The organism is Candidatus Amarolinea dominans, from assembly GCA_016719785.1.
GTDB classification, from domain to species: Bacteria; Chloroflexota; Anaerolineae; order SSC4; family Amarolineaceae; genus Amarolinea; species Amarolinea dominans.
In genome coordinates this window covers 426022-448320 of the sequence record JADJYJ010000003.1, presented here as the reverse complement: position 1 = coordinate 448320, position 22299 = coordinate 426022, and the positions used below count along the sequence as shown (strand labels likewise).

General features: G+C 63.7%; 11 protein-coding genes and 2 pseudogenes. 11 read left to right on the top strand and 2 right to left on the bottom strand.

The window, feature by feature from the left end:
• The first annotated feature begins 126 nt into the window (after positions 1–126).
• From IPM84_05295 to IPM84_05285, 3 genes are all read left to right on the top strand, one after another.
• Complete coding sequence (locus IPM84_05295) at positions 127–3135, top strand: right-handed parallel beta-helix repeat-containing protein (protein MBK9092181.1); 3009 nt, start codon at positions 127–129, stop codon at positions 3133–3135.
• Positions 3136–3339: 204 nt separating this feature from the next.
• Positions 3340–5916: a right-handed parallel beta-helix repeat-containing protein gene (locus IPM84_05290; protein MBK9092180.1), complete on the top strand. Its 2577-nt coding sequence runs from the start codon at positions 3340–3342 to the stop codon at positions 5914–5916.
• A 156-nt stretch (positions 5917–6072) separates the two neighbouring features.
• Positions 6073–8583: a right-handed parallel beta-helix repeat-containing protein gene (locus tag IPM84_05285; GenBank protein MBK9092179.1), complete on the top strand. Its 2511-nt coding sequence runs from the start codon at positions 6073–6075 to the stop codon at positions 8581–8583.
• Between the two features lie 555 nt (positions 8584–9138).
• On the opposite strand, the gene IPM84_05280 is transcribed toward IPM84_05285, so the two are convergent.
• Positions 9139–9882, bottom strand: a complete 744-nt coding sequence (locus IPM84_05280) for a class I SAM-dependent methyltransferase (GenBank protein MBK9092178.1) — start codon at positions 9880–9882, stop codon at positions 9139–9141.
• A gap of 547 nt (positions 9883–10429) precedes the next feature.
• On the opposite strand from IPM84_05280, the gene IPM84_05275 reads away from it, so the two are divergent.
• Positions 10430–11710 (top strand): tRNA uridine(34) 5-carboxymethylaminomethyl modification radical SAM/GNAT enzyme Elp3, encoded by a 1281-nt coding sequence (locus IPM84_05275; protein ID MBK9092177.1) that lies wholly within the window; start codon positions 10430–10432, stop codon positions 11708–11710.
• 140 nt (positions 11711–11850) lie between these two features.
• Here IPM84_05275 and IPM84_05270 read toward each other — a convergent pair whose 3' ends face one another.
• The gene (locus IPM84_05270; GenBank protein ID MBK9092176.1) at positions 11851–12942 is read right to left on the bottom strand and encodes a hypothetical protein; all 1092 of its coding nucleotides are present in this window, start codon (positions 12940–12942) and stop codon (positions 11851–11853) included.
• Between the two features lie 257 nt (positions 12943–13199).
• Between IPM84_05270 and IPM84_05265 the strand changes: the two genes are divergently transcribed.
• The 7 genes and pseudogenes from IPM84_05265 (at position 13200) to IPM84_05235 (ending at position 21923) form a co-directional block, all read left to right on the top strand.
• A complete protein-coding gene (locus IPM84_05265; protein MBK9092175.1) occupies positions 13200–16523 on the top strand; it encodes a hypothetical protein in 3324 nt (1107 codons plus the stop codon).
• Positions 16433–16942, top strand: a pseudogene (locus IPM84_05260) (hypothetical protein). The gene IPM84_05265 and the pseudogene IPM84_05260 overlap by 91 nt, the downstream one beginning before the upstream one ends.
• 2 nt (positions 16943–16944) lie before the next feature.
• Positions 16945–17091: pseudogene (locus IPM84_05255) on the top strand (hypothetical protein).
• 300 nt (positions 17092–17391) lie between these two features.
• The gene (locus IPM84_05250) at positions 17392–17751 is read left to right on the top strand and encodes a hypothetical protein (GenBank protein ID MBK9092174.1); all 360 of its coding nucleotides are present in this window, start codon (positions 17392–17394) and stop codon (positions 17749–17751) included.
• 162 nt (positions 17752–17913) lie between these two features.
• Positions 17914–18228, top strand: a complete 315-nt coding sequence (locus tag IPM84_05245; GenBank protein ID MBK9092173.1) for a hypothetical protein — start codon at positions 17914–17916, stop codon at positions 18226–18228.
• Positions 18216–18557, top strand: coding sequence for a hypothetical protein (locus IPM84_05240; GenBank protein MBK9092172.1), 342 nt, complete (start codon positions 18216–18218; stop codon positions 18555–18557). Before IPM84_05245 ends, IPM84_05240 begins: the two co-directional genes overlap by 13 nt.
• Positions 18558–18818: 261 nt before the next feature.
• Positions 18819–21923 (top strand): hypothetical protein, encoded by a 3105-nt coding sequence (locus IPM84_05235; protein ID MBK9092171.1) that lies wholly within the window; start codon positions 18819–18821, stop codon positions 21921–21923.
• Positions 21924–22299: the final 376 nt, after the last annotated feature.

The following is a 22299-nucleotide window of genomic DNA, read 5'->3' as shown; positions in this document are numbered from 1 at the left end:
ACCGTGTGGAATCGTACAATGCAGGTGATGACGCCGCTTCGGCTGCTCACCAGGGACGTGAGCAATTCTGGCCGAACGCTATCGAAATTTCATACGTTAGCGGGCGTCTGTCAAAGGAAGTGTGGTATGAGCAACAAAACAACCGAGATACGAAAATTCTCATCCGCAATCGTCATGAAAAATCACCGTCGTGCGATGCAGCCGTCGCTGTGGCGCCTGTTCTTGCTGGCGGCCCTGCTTACCCTGGCTATTTTCCCGCTGGCCTGGGCCGCAGGAACTCAGATCGTAGTCTGTGCAACCGGCGGTGATTACACGACGATTCAGGCGGCCGTCAATGCCGCGAGTAGCGGCGATGTCATCACGGTCTGCGCAGGGCTTTACCAGGAAAATATCGTGCTGCACGCCGGCGTTTCCATTCAAGGTGCGGGCAGCGACGCGACGATCGTGGATGGCGGCGCTACTCAGAGCGTGGTGCGGGCGCTGACCGCGGACATTGGTGCAAGCACGATGGTCAGCGGGCTGACGCTGCGCAATGGACGCGCGACCAGCGGCGGCGGCGTTCAGGTGCGCCAGGGCGCCCCGGCCTTCAAGAACCTGGTCATCGAGAATAACGAAGCCTGGCAGGACCAGGGCGGCGGCGTCGCGGTCCTGGATGGCGGTCGTGTCACCCTGACCAACGTGGTGGTGCGCAACAACCGCGCGGTGCGCGGCGGCGGCGTGGCGGTGGCGGGGGCCAATTCGCAGTTGACGGTGGTGAGCAGCCAGATCAGCGCGAACAGTGCGAGCGTCAGCGCGGGCGGTGCGTTGGCCGGGCTGCGCGGCACGTTTAGCCTGGTCAATACTGCGCTGGAGAACAATGTGAGCGCCGGCGCGGCCGGGGGGGTGATGTTCGACATCCTGTCGGGCGGCAGCATCGAGGGCGGGCGCTTCTCGGGGAACCAGGCGCGTGATGGCGGCGCGGTGTACATTGTCAATGCTAACATTCCGATCAGCGGGGTCGAGTTTACCGACAACGTGGCCACGAGCCATGGCGGCGCGGTGGCCTTTGTGCAGCGCAGCAGCGGGTCGGTCGCTAATTCGGTTTTCACAGGTAACCGCGCCGTGAGCGGGCACGGCGGCGCGCTCCTCATGCAGGATGCGGCGACGGTCGTGGTGCGCGGAAGCACGTTTCGCAACAATCGAGCGGCAGCCGGCATCGGCGGCGCGGTGAAGGTTTTTTCCAATGCGAATGTCGCCATTGAACAGAGCCTGTTCGAGGGCAATCAGGCTTCCGATGCGGGCGCCATCCTGGTGCAGGCAGCCACCCTCAGCCTGACCGGCAGCACACTGCTGAACAACACCGCTTCGCAGTTTGGCGGCGGCATGGTAGCGAACGAGGGCAGCACCGTGACGATTACGGAGAACCGTTTCGAGGGCAATGTCGCGGCCGTAGATGGCGGCGGCCTGATCATTCAGAACAGCTCAACCGGCACCGTCAGCAACAACCTCTTTCGCTCCAATCGCGCCAGCCCGACAGCAGGCATTGCCGGCGCCCTGAAGATCTATAACAGTTCCTCGCCGACGGTGAGCCAGAACACGCTGGAGTACAATGAGGCGTATGATGGCGGCGGCCTGTATGTAGAACAATACTCTGCGCCGCTCGTCAGCGGGAACATCTTGCGTGCCAATCGTGCGCTGCGCTATGGCGGCGGTGTGGTTATCAACTCCGGGTCGTCGCCCACGATGAGGGGCAATACGATTAGCGCCAATACCGCGGCCAGCAACGCAGGCGGAATTTTCGTCAATGAGTCGCAGCCGGTGCTCGAACAGAATACCGTCAGTGACAATGTCGCGAGTGGTTCCGGCGGCGGCGTGGTCCTTCTCTCGTCTGGCGGCGCGTTGCGTGGCAATCAGATTCGGGGGAATCAGGCCGCGGTCAACGGCGGCGGCGTGCTGCTGAATGCCAGCAATCCCCAGGTGAGCCACAATGCCATCGAGAACAACACCGCGGCGCAGCTCGGCGGGGGATTGGTGATGCAGGCCAACAGCCAGGCGGCCGTGCATGACAACACGATCAGCCAGAACAGGGCCGCGACCGGCGGCGGGGTGTTCATGACGGGCGTATCCCAGGCGACGCTGAACACGAACCAGGTGGAACGCAATCAGGCCAGCCAGGGCGGCGGCGGCATCGCCCTGGCTGGCAGCCATCCAGCGCTGGTGAACAATGTGATTCGCTGGAACCAGGGCGGTCAGTACGGCGGCGGCCTGCTCATTCAGGGCGGCTCCCGGCCTGTGGTGAACGACAATGTGATTGGCTTCAACACCGCGAACGCGGGCGGCGGCGTTTCTGTGACGGACAGCACGAACCTGCTGTTCACCGGCAACCAGGTGACGCGTAACCAGGCGCTCAGCGGCGCCGGTGGCGCGCTGTTGATGTTCAACACGCACGGCCAGGTGAGCGGCAACCAATTTACGGCCAACAGCGCCAGCGGCGGCGGCGGCGCCATGACGTTCAATCAGAGCGATCCGGTGGTAGATGACAACCGGTTTCTGGGCAACACGGCCGGCGGCTATGGCGGCGCCCTGTTGGTGCAGGACAGTTCCGCACCCAACATCCATAACAACGAGATTCGCGGTAACAGCGCCGGCAGTCAAGGCGCGGGCGTGATGGTCTCCGCGGCCAACCCACGCCTGGTCAACAACACGATTGCCGATAATGGCGGCGCCGGCCCCGGCGAAGGGGTGCGCCTGTTCAATGTGAGCGGGGTCGAGGTGACCGGCAATGTCATCGTAGGAAATCGGGTCGGCATCAGCGCCAATGCCAACAACCAGGTGGATCTTGACCGCAACAACCTGTGGGAAAATACGGTGGATTATGGCGGTATCAATCGCGGGCCTACCGATCTGAAAGTGGACCCGCTGTATGTGACCGGGCCGTTTGGTGGGTTTTATCTTAGTCAACGGGCGGCCGGCCAATCCCAAACTAGCCCGCTGGTGGATGCCGGCCCTGTGACCGCGGCGTCACTGGGACTGAATGAGACAACCACCCGCACCGATGGGGTGGGCGACGCCGGGATGGTTGACCTCGGCGTTCATTACCCGCCATTTTTCGGCGCGCCGCGGCTGTGGATGCCTTTCATGCGTCTGGGGCAATAGCGGGCGAGTAGCCGCGTTGGCGCAGTGACGCACGGTCAGTCGCCGACGACGTTGTCACGCCGGAGGCGTGACCTAGTTTTTGGACACGAGCGACTCCTGGAGATGCGGATCTCCAGGGGTCGTTTTTGTGCGTGGTGGCCCGGTTGTGATGTGTATCATGGCTCACTGCGACGCGCCATCCGGCATTCTATAATGAAGGGCGTGATGATTGATCGAAAGCAAACGCCCATGAGCACACAGCCGTTTCATGCCCCCCTTCCATTCATCCTGATGCCCGGTCTCCAGCGCCGCGTATGGATTGCCTGCCTTGTTCTGAGCTTGTTGACTGCGTCCTTACCGGGATGCAGCCGCGCGTATCAGGCGATTACGGTTTGCCCCAGCGGCTGTATGTTCACCGCGATCCAGGAAGGTATCGCCCATGCCGCGGCCGGCGACGTGGTGATGATCGGCGCGGGCGTCTACCAGGAAAACATCGTGCTGGCGGCCGGGGTGTCGCTGCAGGGCGCGGGCGCGAGCGCGACGATCATTGACGGCGGCCAACGCAACAGCGTGGTGCGCGGTCTGAGCGCTGCCATTGGGCCGGATGTGGCGCTGACCGAGATGACCCTGCGCAACGGTCGCGCGGTGAACGGCGGTGGGATGTTGCTGCAGGGCGCCAGCCCCACCCTGCGCAACCTCATGATCGAAGACTGCCAGGCGGTGGCGCTCGGTGGGGGCCTGGCGGTGCTCAACAGCGGTGCGCCGGCGCTGCAAGGGGTGACCCTGCGCAACAATCGCGCCGCGAACGGCGGTGGCCTGGGCATTTCCGGCGTGACGGCACGCGCGCAGATGACCGCCGGCGCCCTCGATGATAACAGCGCCACCACCGCCGGCGGCGCCGCATATGTTGGTTTGCGTGGCTCCCTGCAACTGCTGGGTGTTGAGCTGACGAACAACCAGTCGTCACAGTCTGGCGGTGGTGTGCTGTTTGCCCAGCAGAGCACAGGCCAGATCGAAGACAGCACATTGACCGGTAACGTGGCCGTCGCAGGTCATGGCGGCGCGGTGATTATTCAAGACCAGGCGAACGCTGCCCTGCGTCGCAACACGTTCCGCCGTAACCAGGCGCTGGCGGCGAACGCCATTGGCGGCGCGGTCAAGATCTACGCCACCGGCACGGCAACCGTGACGCTGACAATGAATTGGTTCGAGAACAACCAGGCCGCGAGCGGCGGCGCGGTGCATATTCAAGGCGCGCATGTTGAGGTGCTGGCCAACACCTTCGTCGGCAACTCGGCGACCCAATTCGGCGGCGCGCTGGTAGCCACCGACAGCACGCAGATCCTGGTGCAAGACAACATCTTTGCCCGTAACAGCGCCGGTGTGGATGGCGGCGCCCTGGTGATTCAGCATGGATCGAGCGGGCAGGTCATCGGCAACAGCTTCACCGACAATCGCGCCAGCATGGTCAATGGCAACGGCGGTGCAATCAAGGTTTACAGCGCCTCATCGCCCCTGATCCACAAAAACCTGATCGAGCGCAATGAGGCAAGAGACGGCGGCGGTCTCTACATCGAAACCCTGTCGGCATCGGTTGTGACCCAAAACACCATTCGCGACAATCACAGCGCGGCTTACGGCGGCGGGGTGGGCATTCGCGAGGCCTCACCCACACTGCGCGCCAATGAGATCACTTTCAACCAGAGCGACCTGAACGGCGGCGGCCTGTTCATCACCGACGATTCGTCGGTGACCCTGGACGCCAACACGATCAGCCACAACACCGCGCGCGGCTCCGGCGGCGGCCTGGTCTTTCTGGCCTCGACGGGCGCAATGACCGGCAACGTACTTACGGCCAACCAGGCGTTGGGTACCGCGGCCGGCGGCCAACCGGGCGGGCATGGCGGCGGCATGTTGCTCAGCGGCAGCAACCTGTCGGCAAGTCACAACATCATCCAGGGCAACCGGGCCGCCAACCTGGGCGGAGGCGCGGCCATTCAGACCAACAGTCAACCCATTTTGAATCAGAACCACTGGGTGAGCAACGAAGCGACGCAGGGCGGTGGTATCTTTGTGACCGACGCTTCCTCAGTGCAGGTGCGCGGTAATGTCTTCTGGCGTAATCGCGCCAGCGACAGCGGCGGCGGTCTGTTGCTGGATGGCGGAAGCGCCGTCCTGGAAGACAACGACCTGGCCTTCAATCAGGCCCTCATCTACGGCGGCGGGCTGCTGATCCAGGCCGATGCCGTGGTGCGCCTGCGGAACAACCTGGTTCATGACGGCACATTCGGCAACGCGGTCGCGCTCGATCGCAGCGCGATCTATGTCGCCGACGCACACGTGGACATTGGCGGCCAGACGATCGTCAACAACCGCGGCGCCGGCTTGAGCCTGGGCGCGGGGGCCGTGGTGACGCTGACCGAGACGATCCTCACGGCCAATGATGTCGGCATCACGGCCGTTACAGGCAGCCAGGCCACTCTGCTGCGTAACGATTTGTGGGCCAATGCCACCGGTAACTACCGCGGCTTGGTTGCCGGCGCGACCGATCTGACCCTGAATCCGTTGTTCGCCACCGGGCCGTTGGGGAATTTCTATCTGAGCCAAATGGCAGCGGGCCAGGGTGCCACCAGCCCGCTGGTTGATACCGGCGCCCACACGGCGGCTGAGCTTGGACTGGATCAACTGACCACGCGCACCGATAGTATCCCTGACACAGGCCTGGTGGACCTGGGAATCCATTACCCGCCATTCACCGGCCGGCCGCGTGTTTGGCTGCCCGTGGCGCTGAGCGGGCATTGATGGTGACGACGCTGAGGAAGCGACTATGTGCATCATCGCCTGTTGTGTAATAAACTTCTCTGATCTGCCTCCACGTGTTATAATCCGTGCATTGTGCCCCTCTGTATATTGGAATTTAGATTCCATTTTCCCTGTTGCATTTGGAAGAGGTGGTTTATGTGGTGTTTCAAGTTGGCAGGCGGCGGACGTACGGCGTTGAGCGCCTTGCTCGGATTGCTGCTTCTGTGGCCGGGTATCGCCGTGGCCGTCGCGGGCCCGCGCCGGCGCGACGATCGCCCCCCGCCGCGCCGGGCGACGATTACCGTCTGTCCGTCCGGCTGTATGTTTACGCGTATTCAGGATGGGATCAATAATGCGGCCGCCGGCGATACCGTGTCTGTCAGCGCCGGCGTGTATAGCGAGAATTTGCAGTTGCGCGCCGGTGTGGTGGTCGAGGGCGCGGATGCGGCCACGACGATCGTGGACGCCGGTCAGCGCAACAGTGTGGTGCGGGCCACTCTGAGCAGCATTGGGGTCAGCACCGTGGTGCGCAGGTTGACCCTGCGCAACGGGCGCGCGCCGGCTGGCGCTGGCGTCTTGATTCAGGCGGCGGCGCCTACCCTGGAAGACCTGATTATCGAGAATAATCAAGCCAGCGGTACCGGGGGCGGCATCGCGGTGCTCGGCGGTGGCCGCGTGGTGATGACAGACAGCATCCTGCGCAACAATGTGGCGGGAACAACCGGCGGCGCCGCTTTCTTCGACGCGCTGACGTTTGGCGCGATCAGGAGCAGCGATCTGCTCAATAATCAGGCGCAGAACGGCGGCGGACTGTACAGCGCCAACGCCACTGTAACCATCAGTGACACGCTGTTCAGCACCAACCAGGCCGCGCAGCACGGCGGCGGCGCGGTCTTTGCGCAGGGCAGTGGCGGAGAGGTGCAGTTCAGCACGTTCGAGAACAATGTGGCGGTGGCCGGTCATGGCGGCGCGGTCGTGGCGCAGGATGGGGCCAGCACCGCGCTGCGCAACAATGTGTTTCGCAACAACCGCACGCAGGCGTCAAATGCCATTGCCGGTGCGGTGAAAATCTTCTCCGCGGCTACTTCACCGATCGTCAATAATCTGTTCGAGGGCAATCAGAGCGTGGATGGCGGGGGATTGATGGTGCAAGCTGCGAATGTCAGCGTCACGGGCAACACCTTCCGCAACAACCTGGCGACGCGTTTTGGCGGCGGCATGGTGGCTAACCAAAGCGCGCAAGTGAGCGTCAGTCAGAACGTTTTTGATCAAAATCGGGCCGGCGTGGATGCGGGGGCGCTGATTGTGCAGTACAGTTCGGGCGGCGACGTAACGCGCAACACATTCACCAATAATCGCGCCAGCACGACCAACGGCAACAGCGGCGCGATCAAGGTTTACAACCTGTCCAACCCGGTCATCAGCCAGAATGTGATCGAGAATAACGAAGCCAAGGATGGCGGCGGCATCTATGTGGAGCTGCTCTCGACGCCGCTCATCATGGGCAACGTCATCCGTTCGAATCGCAGCGCCGAGTATGGCGGCGGCATCGGCGTCACCTCCGGCTCGCGGCCGATCATTCGTGACAACCTGATTGACAGCAATACCAGCGGTCTGAACGGCGGCGGCGTTTTTGTCAACGACCAAGCCAGCGTTACCCTTGAACGCAACACGATCACCCACAATGTGGCGGCGGCATTGGGCGGCGGGGTGGTTTTTCTCTCGGCCGGCGGTCAGTTGCGTGCCAACAGCATCAGTAGCAATGAGGCAGGCACGCATGGCGGCGGCCTGGTGTTGAACGCCAGCGACCTCACCGCGCAAAACAACACGATCAGCCAGAATGTGGCTGCACAACTGGGCGGCGGCGTGCTGGTGCAAGGCGGCAGCACACCGACCATGCTGAACAACACGATCAACGGCAACCAGGCGGCCATCGGCGCGGGCATTGCGTTTTTCAGCAGCGGCGGCACCTGGGATGGCAACCAGGTGGGGGCCAATCACGCCAGCGGCGGCGGCGGTGGAATTCTGATCAATGCCGGCAATCCGCAGATCCTCAACGGTCAGTTGTTCAATAACACGGCTGTTACCTTTGGCGGCGGTTTCCTGATCCAGGCCAATGCCGCGCCAACGATCTCGAACAATGAGATTCGCTACAACACGGCCGCCAATGCGGGCGCCGGTGTGCATGTCGCCGCGTCGCAGCCGGTGATCCGCAACAACACCATCACGAACAATGCGGGGGAAGGGGTCAACATTGTGGCCGCGTCGGACGTTGATCTGACGGAGAACATCATCACGAGCAACGTGGTGGGTGTGCGGGTTGAGGCGTCGAGCCAGGCGGCACTGGTGCGCAACAATGTCTGGAACAACTCCGATGCCAACTACCGCGGCGCGGAGGGGGGCAGTAGCGATGTTTCGCTCGATCCGCTCTACATCCGCGGCCCGTTTGGACAGTTCTACCTGAGCCAGGTGGCGGCCGGGCAGGGCCGCAACAGCCCATTGGTGGACGCGGGCACGCAGACGGCCGCGTCATTGGGGCTTGACCGCTGGACCACGCGCACCGATGGCGTGGGCGACAGCGGCCTGGTGGACCTGGGGGTGCATTATCCGGTGTTCAGCGGCCGGCCGCGGCTGTGGCTACCGCGGCTGAACATAGATCAGCCGTAGCGATTGAAATCGCGTCTGGTGGGCCCACCTGCGTGGACGCGATGCTGGTCGGCGACGCCGGTTGGCGATTGAAATCGCACCTCACGGGCGTTCCGCCGGGCGTCCACCTGCGTGGACGCAATGCTGGTCGGCGGCGTCGGTTGGCGATTGAAATCGCACCTCACGGGCGTCCCGCCGGGCGTCCACCTGCGTGGACGCAATCCGGGTCGGCGTAGGCCGACCTGGCGGCGGAACGCCCCTTCGCCCCGAATTCGCTCGGCGGCGGCGCCGGTTGGCGATTGAAATCGCACCTCACGGGCGTCCCGCCGGGCGTCCACCTGCGTGGACGCAATCCGGGTCGGCGTAGGCCGACCTGGCGGCGGAACGCCCCTTCGCCCCGAATTCATTCGGCGGCGGCGCCGGTTGGCGATTGAAATCGCACCTCACGGGCGTTCCGCCGGGCGTCCACCTGCGTGGACGCAATCCGGGTCGGCGTAGGCCGACCTGGCGGCGGAACGCCCTTCGCCCCGAATTCATTCGGCGGCGGCCGTAGCGGAACGCCCCTTCGCCCCGAATTCATTCGGCGGCGAGGATCTGAAAGAAGTTGAGATGCTTGCTCTGGCCGTCCGCGTGGTAGGTTGTGGCGATCTGCAGGTCGGCGGCGGCCGCCAGGTCGTTGGCTTCGGCCGGGGTGACGTGATGCACGTAGCGCAGACCGTGCCCGTCGCGACGCCAATCGAGCAGCGCGTCGCCGGGATCCATCTCGCCGGCCGTGAGGCCGATGGTTTCCCAGGGGAGTTGGCGCTGGCGCCAGCGCGCTTCGTCCAGGAATTGCCAATAGGAGACGACCAGCACGCCCGCGGGCGCCAGCAGCCGCGCCGCCTGGCGCAGAACCGTGGCGCGCAAATCAAAGCCGGGCAGGTGATGCAGCAGCGCCAGCGCGTAGATGGCATCGAACCGGACGCCGGCCGGCAGCAGGGGCAGCACGGCCGCCGGCCAATCAGGCGCGGTGACATCGGCCAAGAGTAACTGCGCCCGCACCGTGGCTAACGAGGCCACCGTGCGGGCCGCCGCGTGCAGCAAGCCCGCGCTGGCATCCACACCGATGTAGGTCAGCGACGGGCGCTGATTCGCCAGCCAGCCAGCCAGGCGCGCCTGGCCGCAGCCCAGGTCGAGCACGATGGGCGTCGGCGGCAGAAAGGGCAGGCTGGGCAAAAGTCCAGCCTGATTGACGCCGCGTGTGCGGGCAAAAGCGCCCGCGCATGTGGTGTAGAACTGGCGATTGAGCGCCAGCAGACGTTGCGCGGTGTCCATCTTCATGCGGGCATTGTAGCATAAGAATCAAAGCGCATGATATAAGGCATGATATAATGTAGGCAATGTAGGCAATGTAGGCAATGTAGGCAATGTAGGCAATGTAGGCTCATGAACATGAGCATAAGAGCGCATAGAACACTGTCATGACAAACGACTCGTATTTGGGCGAAAAATCTGATCCGTTCGACCCTGCACGCCTGGCTCAATGGCGCCGTGCGCATGCCGATCCTCTGGATCTGACGGCGCATGAGGACGCGCTGTTGGCGCTGCTGGCTGAGGTGCAGACCGTGCGCACCTGGTCTCAGCGCACGCTCGACCGCCTGATTCGCCAGCACCTGGGGCCGGCGGGGGCGGCCCGGTTTACACGCGACCGCCTGGTGCAGGCCTATCAAGCCCTGGTGGACGCGGGCAAACTCGATTTTGAACGTGAGACGCTGACGCGGCTGCAGCGCAAACCGACGCGCACCATTTCCGGGGTGGCGCCTGTGGCTGTCCTGACCAAACCCTACGCCTGCCCCGGCGCTTGCATTTTTGTCCCACCGACGAGTGGATGCCCAAGAGTTATCTGCGGGATGAGCCGGGCGCGCAGCGTGCGTACCTGGAGCAGTTCGACCCTTTTTCGCAGACGGCCGGCCGCATCGCCGCGCTGGAGACGATCGGCCACGCTGCCGACAAGATCGAGCTGTTGATTTTGGGCGGCACCTGGTCAGCCTACCCGCGCCACTACCAGGAAACGTTCGTGCTGCGCTGCCTGGAAGCCATGAACGAGCAGCCGGCGGTCAACCTGGCGGAGGCGCAGCGCCACAATGAGTCCGCGCCGCATCGCAACGTGGGACTGGTCATCGAGACGCGACCCGATTGGATCACGCCGCAGGAGGTCCTGTGGCTGCGGCGCCTGGGCGTCACCAAGGTGCAACTGGGGATTCAGAGCCTGGATGACCGTATCCTGGCGTTGAACAAGCGCGGGCACACCGTGGAGCAGAGCCGCCGCGCGGTGCGTCTGTTGCGCGCGGCCGGTTTCAAGCTGCATCTGCACTGGATGCCCAATCTGCTGGGCGCGACGCCAGAGAGCGATCTGGCCGATTTTCAGCGCCTGTGGAGCGACCCCGCCTTGCGGCCGGACGAGCTGAAGATTTACCCCTGCTCGCTGCTGGAAGGAACGGAGTTGATGGCGCATTGGCGTGCGGGTCATTATCGGCCCTACACGCGGGGCGAACTGCTGGAACTGCTCATCGGCTGCAAGGCGCTAGTGCCGCCCGATTGCCGGCTCAACCGCGTGATTCGCGACATTCCGTCTGACCACATCGTGGCCGGCAACCGGACGGTGAACCTGCGTCAGGTGGTGCAGCAGGAGATGGCGCGCCGCGGGCTGATCTGTCACTGCATTCGCTGCCAGGAGGTGCGCGGCCATGCCATCGAAGCGCAGCATTTGACCCTGGACACCGTGAGCCACCCGACCGACATCAGCCAGGAGTGGTTCCTGCGCATGCTCACGCCTGCCGGGCGCCTGGCCGGTTTCTTGCGGCTGTCGCTGCCGCGGCCTTTCGATGCGGCCAATCCTCTGACGCCGGCCGACGTGAGCGCGGAGATTCAGGGCGCGGCGATGATTCGTGAGGTTCATGTGGTTGGGCCGGCCCTGGTGGTGGGCGCGGACAGCCGCGGCGAGGCGCAGCATGTGGGCGTGGGCCGCCGGCTTGTGGCCGCGGCGCAGGAGTTGGCGCAGGCGCAGGGCTTCAAACAACTGACCGTCATTGCGGCCGCCGGTACGCGGGACTACTACCGGCGCCTGGGCTTCGAGCTGGGCGATTTGTACATGCACCTTCGGCTGTAACCCGGTCTGAAGACCGGCGCCGCCGTAAGGAAGCGCGCTTTGAGACGGAGGGCGTCGTCACGCCGGAGACGTGACCTACGGTTCAGGCGAGCCGGACGAGGGCCGAGGCTGGCGCCGCCGGTTTATTTCTTGAATGTTCATCAACCGCCGGCGGGCGCAGAGGACCGGCCTTGCACCATACCCTGCCGTGCCGAGGCGATCGTATTGGCCAGGAAAAGGAGTATCGCAATCACGTTGAACATGCCACCCCAGGCGCGCAACGCTTGCTGAGGCGCCAGGTCGCCGGTCACGCGCAGCAGCAGGGAGAGGTGCAGCAGGAGCAGATGGGCGAAGAAGGCGGGGCGGAAGGGCATCTCGATGCGCAGCACGGCCGGCAGGATGATGGGGCCGTGGCCGAAGATCATGGAGAAGACGAAGCCGAGCAGGATCATGTGCAGCATGGCGTCATAGGGCGGCCCGGCCAGGAAGCGCTCGCCCCACACGGCCCAGGCGCCGCCGGCCAGCATCAGCCAGAGGTAGCCGGGGAGCAGGCAGGCCGCAATGAACTGCGCCAACCCCTGTTTGCGGATGGTGCGCCGGGCGATGTCGAAGCGCAGCAGCCAGGCGCCCAGTCCGCACAGCCCCAGTCCGGCCACGCGCACGCCCCAGGCCAGGTTGAACAGTGAGAGCGCCAGGCCGGCCACGAACAGCGCGATGATGAGCAAGAACGAGCGCATGATGCCGGGCCGCAGCATGAGCACGCGCGAGAGTTCCAGGCGCTCACCGGCCACGGTGACCACCAGGAAGCCGACCCACCAGGGCACCACAGACGCCAGCGGACTTCCCAACAGCCACAACAGATTGCCCACCACCCAGAGCGCGGCGCCGCTCCCCATGACCGCGCTGGCGCTGTCCGGGCGCAGGCGGTAGATCGCCACGAAGATGATCGTCAGGACCAGGCTGGCGAGGAGCAGGAGCAGCGGCGCAACCGGCATAGGCAGGCCGAGGAGCAGCGCCAGCCCGCCCAGCGCCGCGGCCAGCGGCGCAGCATAGGCCCAGGAGCGGTTCAACCCCACCGCGCGCTCCAGGCAGATGAGGGTGCCGAGGAAGCCGCAGATCATGAACGGGCCGTGATTGGCGGCCAGACCTGCGCTGAGCGGCGGCAGTTGCCAACCGATGCGCAGCAGGCCGGCCCACAGTCCGGCCAGCAGACTCAACGCGCCCAGCAGCAGGAAGGGCGGGCGCGAGCGCAAAGTAAAATGAGAGAGGAAGTTAGGTGATTTCATAGGGCCGCAGTATGCGGCAAGAAGGGCAAACTGTCAAGCCCGGAGAAACATAAATCACCATCTCATGTGCATCTCGCGCCGGAAAACCGAGGGTACTATTCGCAAACGGCCACTGCTGGTTTATCATGTTCCGGCAGTCATTCACGAAACTTCTGCAACCGATCTCCTGCATGTCTTGTGAGCAGTCTGACAGTCCGCCAGGTTCGGAAAAGGAGTACATCACCATGTCTACTACGCATTCACTCGTCACATCCCCTGCACGTCTTCTTCGATACGCCGCGCCTGCATTTCACACGGCCCGGCGCACCATACAGATCGTACTGTACGCTGCGCTGCTGCTGGCGATTGTGCTTGGCGCAGCGCCCGCCGCCGCGCTGTCTCAGGCCCAACCGGCTGCCATTTCCGCGGCCTCGCTGCTCAACCCCGACGGCACGCTGAGATTGGACGGCGCAGCCAGCGGCGCAATCAACTTGAGCGGGTGGAACGTGTCGCTGGATCCTCAGCGCGGGCCGGTCTTTGCCCCTGCCCTGGCGCCGGCCGGCGAGTGGGACAATGTTGGCTCGAGCGGATTGAATAACGGTTCGCTCAGCGGACAAGTCAATGCCATCGCCATCAGCGGGACGGATGTCTATGTGGGCGGCGCCTTTACGAATGTGAACAACGGCGGGACCTCGCTCCCCGAAGCCGATTACATCGCCAAATGGGACGGGACGAACTGGTCTGCGCTCGGCTCGGACGGCGCGGGCAACGGCTCGCTCAATAACAGCGTCTTCGCCATCGCCATCAGCGGGACAGATGTCTATGTGGGCGGCGGCTTTACGAATGTGAACAACAACGGGACCTCGCTCACCGCCGCCGATTTCGTCGCCAAATGGAACGGCAGTGCCTGGTCCGCGCTCGGCTCGAACGGCGCGAGCAACGGCTCGCTCGGCTTCTCCGTCTACACCATCGCCATCAGCGGGACAGATGTCTATGTGGGCGGCCTCTTTCTGAATGTGAACAACGGCGGGACCTCGCTCACCGCCGCCGATTACATCGCCAAATGGGACGGGACGAACTGGTCGGCGCTCGGCTCGGACGGCGCGGGCAACGGCTCGCTCAATTACACCGTCTATGCCATCGCCATCAGCGGGGCGGATGTCTATGTGGGCGGTTTGTTCACGAATGTGAACAACGGCGGGACCTCGCTCACCGCCGCCGATTACATCGCCAAATGGAACGGCAGTGCCTGGTCCGCGCTCGGCTCGAACGGCGCGAGCAACGGCTCGCTCAATAGCACCGTCTATGCCATCGCCATCAGCGGGACAGATGTCTATGTGGGCGGCGCCTTTACGAATGTGAACAACAACGGAACCTCGCTCACCGCCGCCGATTTCGTCGCCAAATGGAACGGCAGTGCCTGGTCCGCGCTCGGCTCGAACGGCGCAAGCAACGGCTCGCTCAGCGCCACCGTCTATGCCATCGCCATCAGCGGGACAGATGTCTATGTGGGCGGCAATTTTACCAATGTCAACAACGCCGGGACCTCGCTCCCCGAAGCCGACCGCATCGCCAAATGGGACGGGACGAGCTGGTCCGCGCTCGGCTCGGACGGCGCGGGCAACGGCGCAATCAGCGGCGTCAGCGTCGTCAACGCCATCGCCGTCAGCGGGACGGATGTCTATGTGGGCGGCTCTTTCAGTAATGGCGGGAGTGCGCCGACGGCCGACTATATCGGCAAATGGAACGGCAGCGCCTGGTCCGCGCTCGGCTCGAACGGCGTCGTGGAAGGTTCGTTCAACGGTGTAGTCAGAGCCATCGCGGTCAGCGGGACGAATGTGTATGTAGGCGGCTCCTTTACGAATGTCTTGAACAACGGGACAGTGCTTACCGCCGCCGATTACATCGCCAAATGGGACGGCAGTAACTGGTCTGCGCTCGGCTCAAACGGCGCTGGCAACAGCTCAATCAACGGCGCCGTCCAGGCCATCGCCATCAGCGGGACGGATGTCTATGTGGGCGGTGCGTTCTCGGATGTGAACAACGCCGGGACCTCGCTCACCGCCGCCGATTACATCGCCAAATGGAACGGCAGCGCCTGGTCCGCGCTCGGCTCGAACGGCGCGGGCAACGGCTCGCTCAGCGGCGCCGTCTATGCCATCGCCACCAGCGGGACAGATGTCTATGTGGGCGGCAACTTTACGGACGTGAATAACGGCGGGACGTCGCTCACTGCCGCCGATTATGTCGCCAAATGGGATGGCAGCGCCTGGTCCGCGCTCGGCTCGAACGGCGCGAGCGGCGGCTCGCTCAGCGGCGCCGTCAATGCCATCGCCATCAGCGGGACGAATGTCTATGTGGGCGGCAACTTTACGGATGTCAACAACAACGGGACCTCGCTCACCGCCGCCGATTACGTCGCCAAATGGAACGGCACAAACTGGTCCGCGCTCGGCTCGAACGGCGCGGGCAACGGCTCGCTCAATGGCTGGGTCTATGCCATCGCCATCAGCGGGACGGATGTGTACGTGGGCGGCCTCTTTACGAATGTCAACAATGGCGGGACCTCGCTCACCGCCGCCGACTGCATCGCCAAATGGGACGGGACGAACTGGTCCGCGCTGGGTTCGAACGGCGCGGGCGGCGGTTCGATCGGCAGCACCGTCTATGCCCTCGCGGTCAACGGGACGGATGTCTATGTGGGCGGAGGCTTTATAGATGTGAGCAACGGCGGGACGTCGCTCACTGCCGCCGATTACGTCGCCAAATGGGACGGGACGAACTGGTCGGCGCTGGGTTCGAACGGCGCGGGCGGCGGCTCGCTCAGTAGCAACGTCTATGCCCTTGCACCTGACAGCGAGGACCTGTACGTGGGCGGTCCATTCTTCAACGTCAACAACGGCGGGGCGGTCATCACGGACGCCGACTATTTTGCGGCGTATGGCTTCGCGTTCTCTGCCACCCCGACGCCAACCCCCACCAGATCACCAAACGCCAGTTCTCCGCCACCCCCGACCCCGACGGCCGTACCGCCCCCACGGACACGCCAGTTCCGTTCACCGCCACCCCCACCGAGACGCCAGTCCGCCTCCGCCCCCCCCCACACCCCCCCCCCGCCACGCCACCCCCCCCCCCCCCCCCCCCCCCCCCACACGCCAGTTCCGTTCACCGCCACCCCCACCGAGACGCCGACGGATACGCGTCAACGCCCACTCCCACCGATACGCCAACCCCAACGGCCATGCCGACGGATACGCCCACCAACACGCCCACCCCAACCGATACGCCCACGGCCACGCCGACGGATACGCCCACCAACACGCCCACCCCAACCGATACGCCCACGGCCACACCGACGGAGACGCCAACCAACACCCCAACCCCGACGGAGACGCCGACCGCCACCCCCACGGCCACACCTTCCATCCCCCTGCTCTTCAGCGCCGACGGCCTCGCCACCGGCGTCCTCACCTACACCATGGCCATCCCCGGCCAACCGTTCACCGTCAGTATCTACGTGTCCGAAGACACACTGCTCAACGGCGGCGATAAGCGCACCTCGGTGGTGACCATCCTCCCCACCGCCTCGGCCGGCCGCAAACGCTTCGCCCTCGGCGCCGAGATCGTGCTGCCGGTCGTGGACTCCAAGCAGGACTACTACCTCCTGGCGGTCTCGTCCCTGGGCCACACCGCCCTCTTCACCGGCGTCTACCACCTGCCCGCATCGCCCATCTACGTGCATGGCGATGAACTCACCGGCGACGCCGTCATCGTCAGCGGCGACGGCGGTACGATGACCGTGAATTTCAACGGCACAAGTTACAACTACTCAACCCCGGATGTCACCGCCCTCTCCGTGCGCACCCACGGCGGCGACGATGCCGTTGATGCCTCCGGGCTGACCGCTGCGCTCCCTTCGGTCCTGCTCGGCGGTGCAGGCAACGATCAACTCTCCGGCGGCATGGGCAATGACACCCTGCGCGGCGGCCCGGCGACGACTCCCTCAGCGGCGGCCCCGGCAGCGACTCCCTCAACGGCGCCGAAGGCAACGATGCCCTCTTCGGCGGCGCCGGCGACGACACCCTGTTCGGCCGTGAAGGCAGCGATGCGCTCGACGGCGGCGCCGACAGCGACACCGCCAACTACCAGGCCACCACAGGCCCCATCGCCCTCAACCTGGCCGTCGGCGTTGCCAGCAACGACGGCAACGGCAGCAGCGACACCCTGGCGCTCAACACCATCGAGATTGTCAGCGGCTCCAGCTTCGACGACGTCATCATCGGCGACGACAACGCCAATACCCTCAACGGCGGCGATGGCAACGACACGATCAACGGCGGCGCAGGTGCGGACACGATCAACGGCGGCAATGGCAATGACCTGCTCAACGGTGACGCGGGCAACGACACCCTCTACGGCAAGGCCGGCAACGACACCATGAACGGCGGCGATGACAACGACACGCTCTACGGCGGCACCGAGAGCGGCGCCAACGATGACATCCTCAACGGCGACGCGGGCGATGACTTCCTCTACAGCCAGACCGGCAACGATACAATCAACGGCGGCGCGGGCAGCGACAAGCTCAGCGGCGACGCCGGCAACGACACCCTGAATGGCGGAACCGGCGCGGACACACTGCTCGGCGACGCGGGCAACGACACCCTCTACGCCGGCGGCGGCTGCGGCGGCGACGGCGCCCTCGACACGGTCAAGGGCGGCAGCGGAACCGACACCGCCTACGACGTCCTCAGCGACCCCGACGCCATCAACACCGTGGAAAGCGTGGTCTGCTAAACCTGAAACACGCTCACCCTCTTCCCCCCTTCTCCTCTCCGCTGCGCGGAGAGGAGAAGGGGCCGGGGGTTGAGGTGAGCTGCACTACCGCCGTGAGGGAATGTATGTTATAATTTGGGCTGCCTTTGTAATGTCCAAATCAGCCTTCTCAGGAGTAGCCAGATGTTCGATACAACAGTAATGCTTCCCAAAGAAACGGCTCAGGCGCTTGTCGAACTGACAGGTGAAGCGAGGGTAGACACCGCCTTGACCAGGGTGATTCGGGATTTTGCTCGCCAAAAGCTCATGGAACTCGAAACCGGGTTGCGCCAGTTCGAAGCCAAGTACGGCATGTCCTTCGAGACTTACCGCCGTCTGTGGGAAAGCGAAGATCGCCCGGAGTACTACACATTCGAGGCAGAGAACGATTATCTCATGTGGGAAGGGCTGGTCACGCGGCGAAACCGACTTACGCGAAGTTTTGCATGGCTGCCATGACGACGATCCAACTTCTCCACGAATTACGCCGTGTCTGCTATGATTCTTCGCTGGTAGACCGCCTCGAAGAACGCATATTGGATGTTGATGTCTTGCATGTTCGGGTTCACCTTGCCCAATCTGATACTTTCATCAATGTCTTCTATAACCTGGCGACTGACAAAACTGCGTTCGCATTGGTTCGAGACGGACGACGAATTTACGGCGCCGATAACGCCAAGACGGGTTGGCATTATCATCCTTTCGCCGATCCGGATCAGCATGTTACGTGCCATGAGATGTCGTTTTCTGAATTCTTGCGATCAGTGGAAATTCACCTGAACCCTTAGTTAGCCAAAAACATTTTCGCTCGATGCATTTCATAGGATCAGAGCCGGCCATGTGGCCGGCTCTGTCCTTTTCCACCGCTCCAATCTGCCGCTGCAGAATACCAATCATCTCGCGCCGGAAAACCGAGGGTACTATTCGTAAACGAGTAATGCTGGTTTATCATGTTCCGGCAGTCATTCACGAAACTTCTGCAACCGATCTCCTGCATGTCTCATGAGCAGTCTGACAGTCCGCCAGGTTCGGGAAAGGAGTACATCACCATGTCTACTACGCATTCACTCGTCGCATCCCCTGCACGTCTTCTTCGATACACCGCGCCCGCATCTCACACGGCCCGGCGCACCACGCAGATCGTACTGCACACTGCGCTGCTGCTGGCGATTGTGCTTGGCGCCGCGCCCGCCGCCGCGCTGTCCCAGGCCCAACCGGCCGCCATTCCCGCGGCCTCGCTGCTCAACCCCGACGGCACGCTGAGATTGGACGGCGCAGCCAGCGGCGCAATCAACCTGAGCGGGTGGAACGTGTCGCTGGACCCGCAGCGCGGGCCGGTCTTTGCCCCTGCCCTGGCGCCGGCCGGCGAGTGGGGCAAGGTCGGCACGAGCGGCATGAACAACGGTTCGCTCGTCGGCCCCGTCTATGCCATCGCCATCAGCGGGACGGATGTGTATGTGGGCGGCAGTTTTCTGAATGTGAACAACGCCGGAACCTCGCTCACCGCCGCCGATTACGTCGCCAAATGGAACGGCAGCAACTGGTCCGCGCTCGGCTCGGGCAGTGCTGGCAACGGTTCGCTAGGTGGCGCCGTCAATGCCATCGCCATCAGCGAGACGGATGTCTATGTGGGCGGCTTCTTTACGAATGTGAACAACGCCGGGACCTCGCTCCCCGAAGCCGATTACGTCGCCAAATGGGATGGCAGTGCCTGGTCCGCGCTCGGCTCGAACGGCGCGAGCAACGGCTCGCTCAATAGCGGCGTCAAAACCATCGCTACCAGCGGGACAGATGTCTATGTGGGCGGCAACTTTACGAACGTGAACAACAACGGGGCCCCGCTCCCCACCGCCGATTACGTCGCCAAATGGAACGGCAGTGCCTGGTCCGCGCTCGGCTCGAACGGCTGGAGCGACGGCTCGCTCAACTCACAAGTCAATGCCATCGCCATCAGCGGGACGGATGTCTATGTGGGCGGCTTCTTTCTGAATGTGGGCAACAACGGGACCTCGCTCAACGCCGCCGATTACGTCGCCAAATGGGACGGCAGCAACTGGTCCGCGCTCGGCTCGAACGGCGCGGGCAACGGCTCGCTCAGCGGATCAGTCAATGTCATCGCCATCAGCGGGACGGATGTCTATGTGGGCGGCAGTTTTCTGAATGTGAACAACAACGGGACCTCGCTCCCCGCCGCCGATTACGTCGCCAAATGGAACGGCAGCGCCTGGTCCGCGCTCGGCACGGGCAGCGCTGGCAACGGCTCAATCAACGGCGTCGTCAGCGCCATCGCCATCAGCGGGACGGACGTCTATGTGGGTGGCAATTTCTATAATGTGAACAACAACGCGACCTCGCTCCCCGAAGCCGATTACGTCGCCAAATGGGATGGGACGAACTGGTCCAGCCTCGGCTCGAACGGCGCGGGCGACGGCTCGCTCAACAGCGGCGTCTTCGCCATCGTCGTCAGCGGGACGGATGTCTATGTGGGCGGCGGTTTCAGTAATGGCGGGAGTGCGCCGGCAGCCGACTATATCGGCAAATGGAATGGCAGCGCCTGGTCCGCGCTCGGCTCGAACGGCGTCGTGGAGGGTTCGTTCAACGGTACAGCCAGAGCCATCGCGGTCAGCGGAACGAATGTGTATGTAGGCGGCTCCTTTACGAATGTCTCGAACAACGGGACAGTGCTTACCGCCGCCGATTACATCGCCAAATGGGACGGCAGTAACTGGTCTGCGCTCGGCTCGGGCAGCGCTGGCAACGGCTCAATCAACGGCACCGTCTACGCCATCGCCATCAGCGGGACGGATGTCTATGTGGGCGGTACGTTCGCGGATGTGAACAACGCCGGGACCTCGCTCCCCGAAGCCGATTACATCGCCAAATGGAACGGCAGCGCCTGGTCTGCGCTCGGCTCGAACGGCGCGAGCGGCGGCTCGCTCACCGGCGCCGTCTATACCATCGCCATCAGCGGGACGGATGTTTACGTGGGCGGCGGCTTTTTCAATATAACCAACGGCGGGATCTCCCTCCCCGAAGCCGATTACATCGCCAAATGGAACGGCAGCGCCTGGTCCGCGCTCGGTTCGAACGGCGCGAGCGGCGGCTCGCTCAGCGGACAAGTCAATGCTATCACCATCAGCGGGACGGATGTCTATGTGGGCGGCACCTTTACGGATGTGAATAACGACGGGACCCCCCTCCCCGAAGCCGATTACATCGCCAAATGGGACGGCAGTAACTGGTCCGCGCTCGGCTCGGGCAGCGCTGGCAACGGCTCGCTCAGCGGACGAGTCAACGCCATCGCCATCAGCGGGACGAATATGTACGTGGGCGGCGGCTTTACGAATGTCAACAATGGCGGGACCTCCCTTCCCGAAGCCGATTACGTCGCCAAATGGAACGGCAGCGCCTGGTCCGCGCTCGGCTCGGGCATCGCTGGCAACGGCTCGCTTAACGGCAGCGTTCTCGCCATCTTGGTCAGCGGGACGGATGTCTATGTGGGCGGCGCCTTTACGAATGTGAGCAACGAAACCTCGCTCCCCGCCGCCGATTACGTCGCCAAATGGGACGGGACGAACTGGTCGGCGCTGGGTTCGAACGGCGCGAGCAACGGGTCGCTCAATTACGGCGTCTATGCCCTTGCACCTGGCAGCGAGGACCTGTACGTGGGCGGGGACTTTACGAATGCGAACAACGGCGGGATCGCCATCACAGATGCTGACTATTTTGCCGCGTATGGTTTCACGCCCCTGGCTGCGGGGCTGGCCGATTTCACCGTTCAGGTGCAGGAGCAAGGCATCCTCGTGGCCTGGGAAACTACCAGTGAACTGGGAAACCTGGGCTTCGACCTGTGGCGCGGGGAGACGCCGAACGCGCCCACGCAGCGCCTCAACGCCGCACTCATTCCCTCGCAGGCGCCGGGCAGCAGCCAGGGTTTCAGCTACGCCTGGCTCGATCAGGACAACCTGGTGATGGGCGTCACCTACTACTACTGGCTCGACGTGGTGGAGTTCAGCGGCACCCATGAGCGTCACGGCCCGCTGTCGGCCACCTGGCAAGCGCCCACCGCGCTGGGGGTGGATGTCTTCACGGTCAGCCCTGGCTCCCCGGGTCAGCGCCTGCTCGCCTGGCTGTGGAGGCTCTTGGCGCAGTAGGCGCATCACCGCGCCAGATTATTGGTACACGGATCAACACCGATTCACACGGACAGAAAATAAAGAATATCTGTGTCCATCTGTGCCAATCCGTGTACCTTTAGAATTGGTACACGGCTCAACACGGACATGAAAACGAACAGTGTGAATTTGTAAGACACTCGTACTATTCGCAAGCACACTGTCCTGGTATATCATGCTCACGCCAAACTGCCGCAGCGCTGATCCTCACCAGGCGCGGGGGGGGTCGCATCCTCAGCTCGCCCGAATGACCAAGTCAAAATCACGTCCATGCAAGACTTCTTTGCCATCTGAGTTGCCAACGGCAGGGGAGATTTCCAGATCTGCCCCGATGATTTCGGCATCCAGGTCAGTG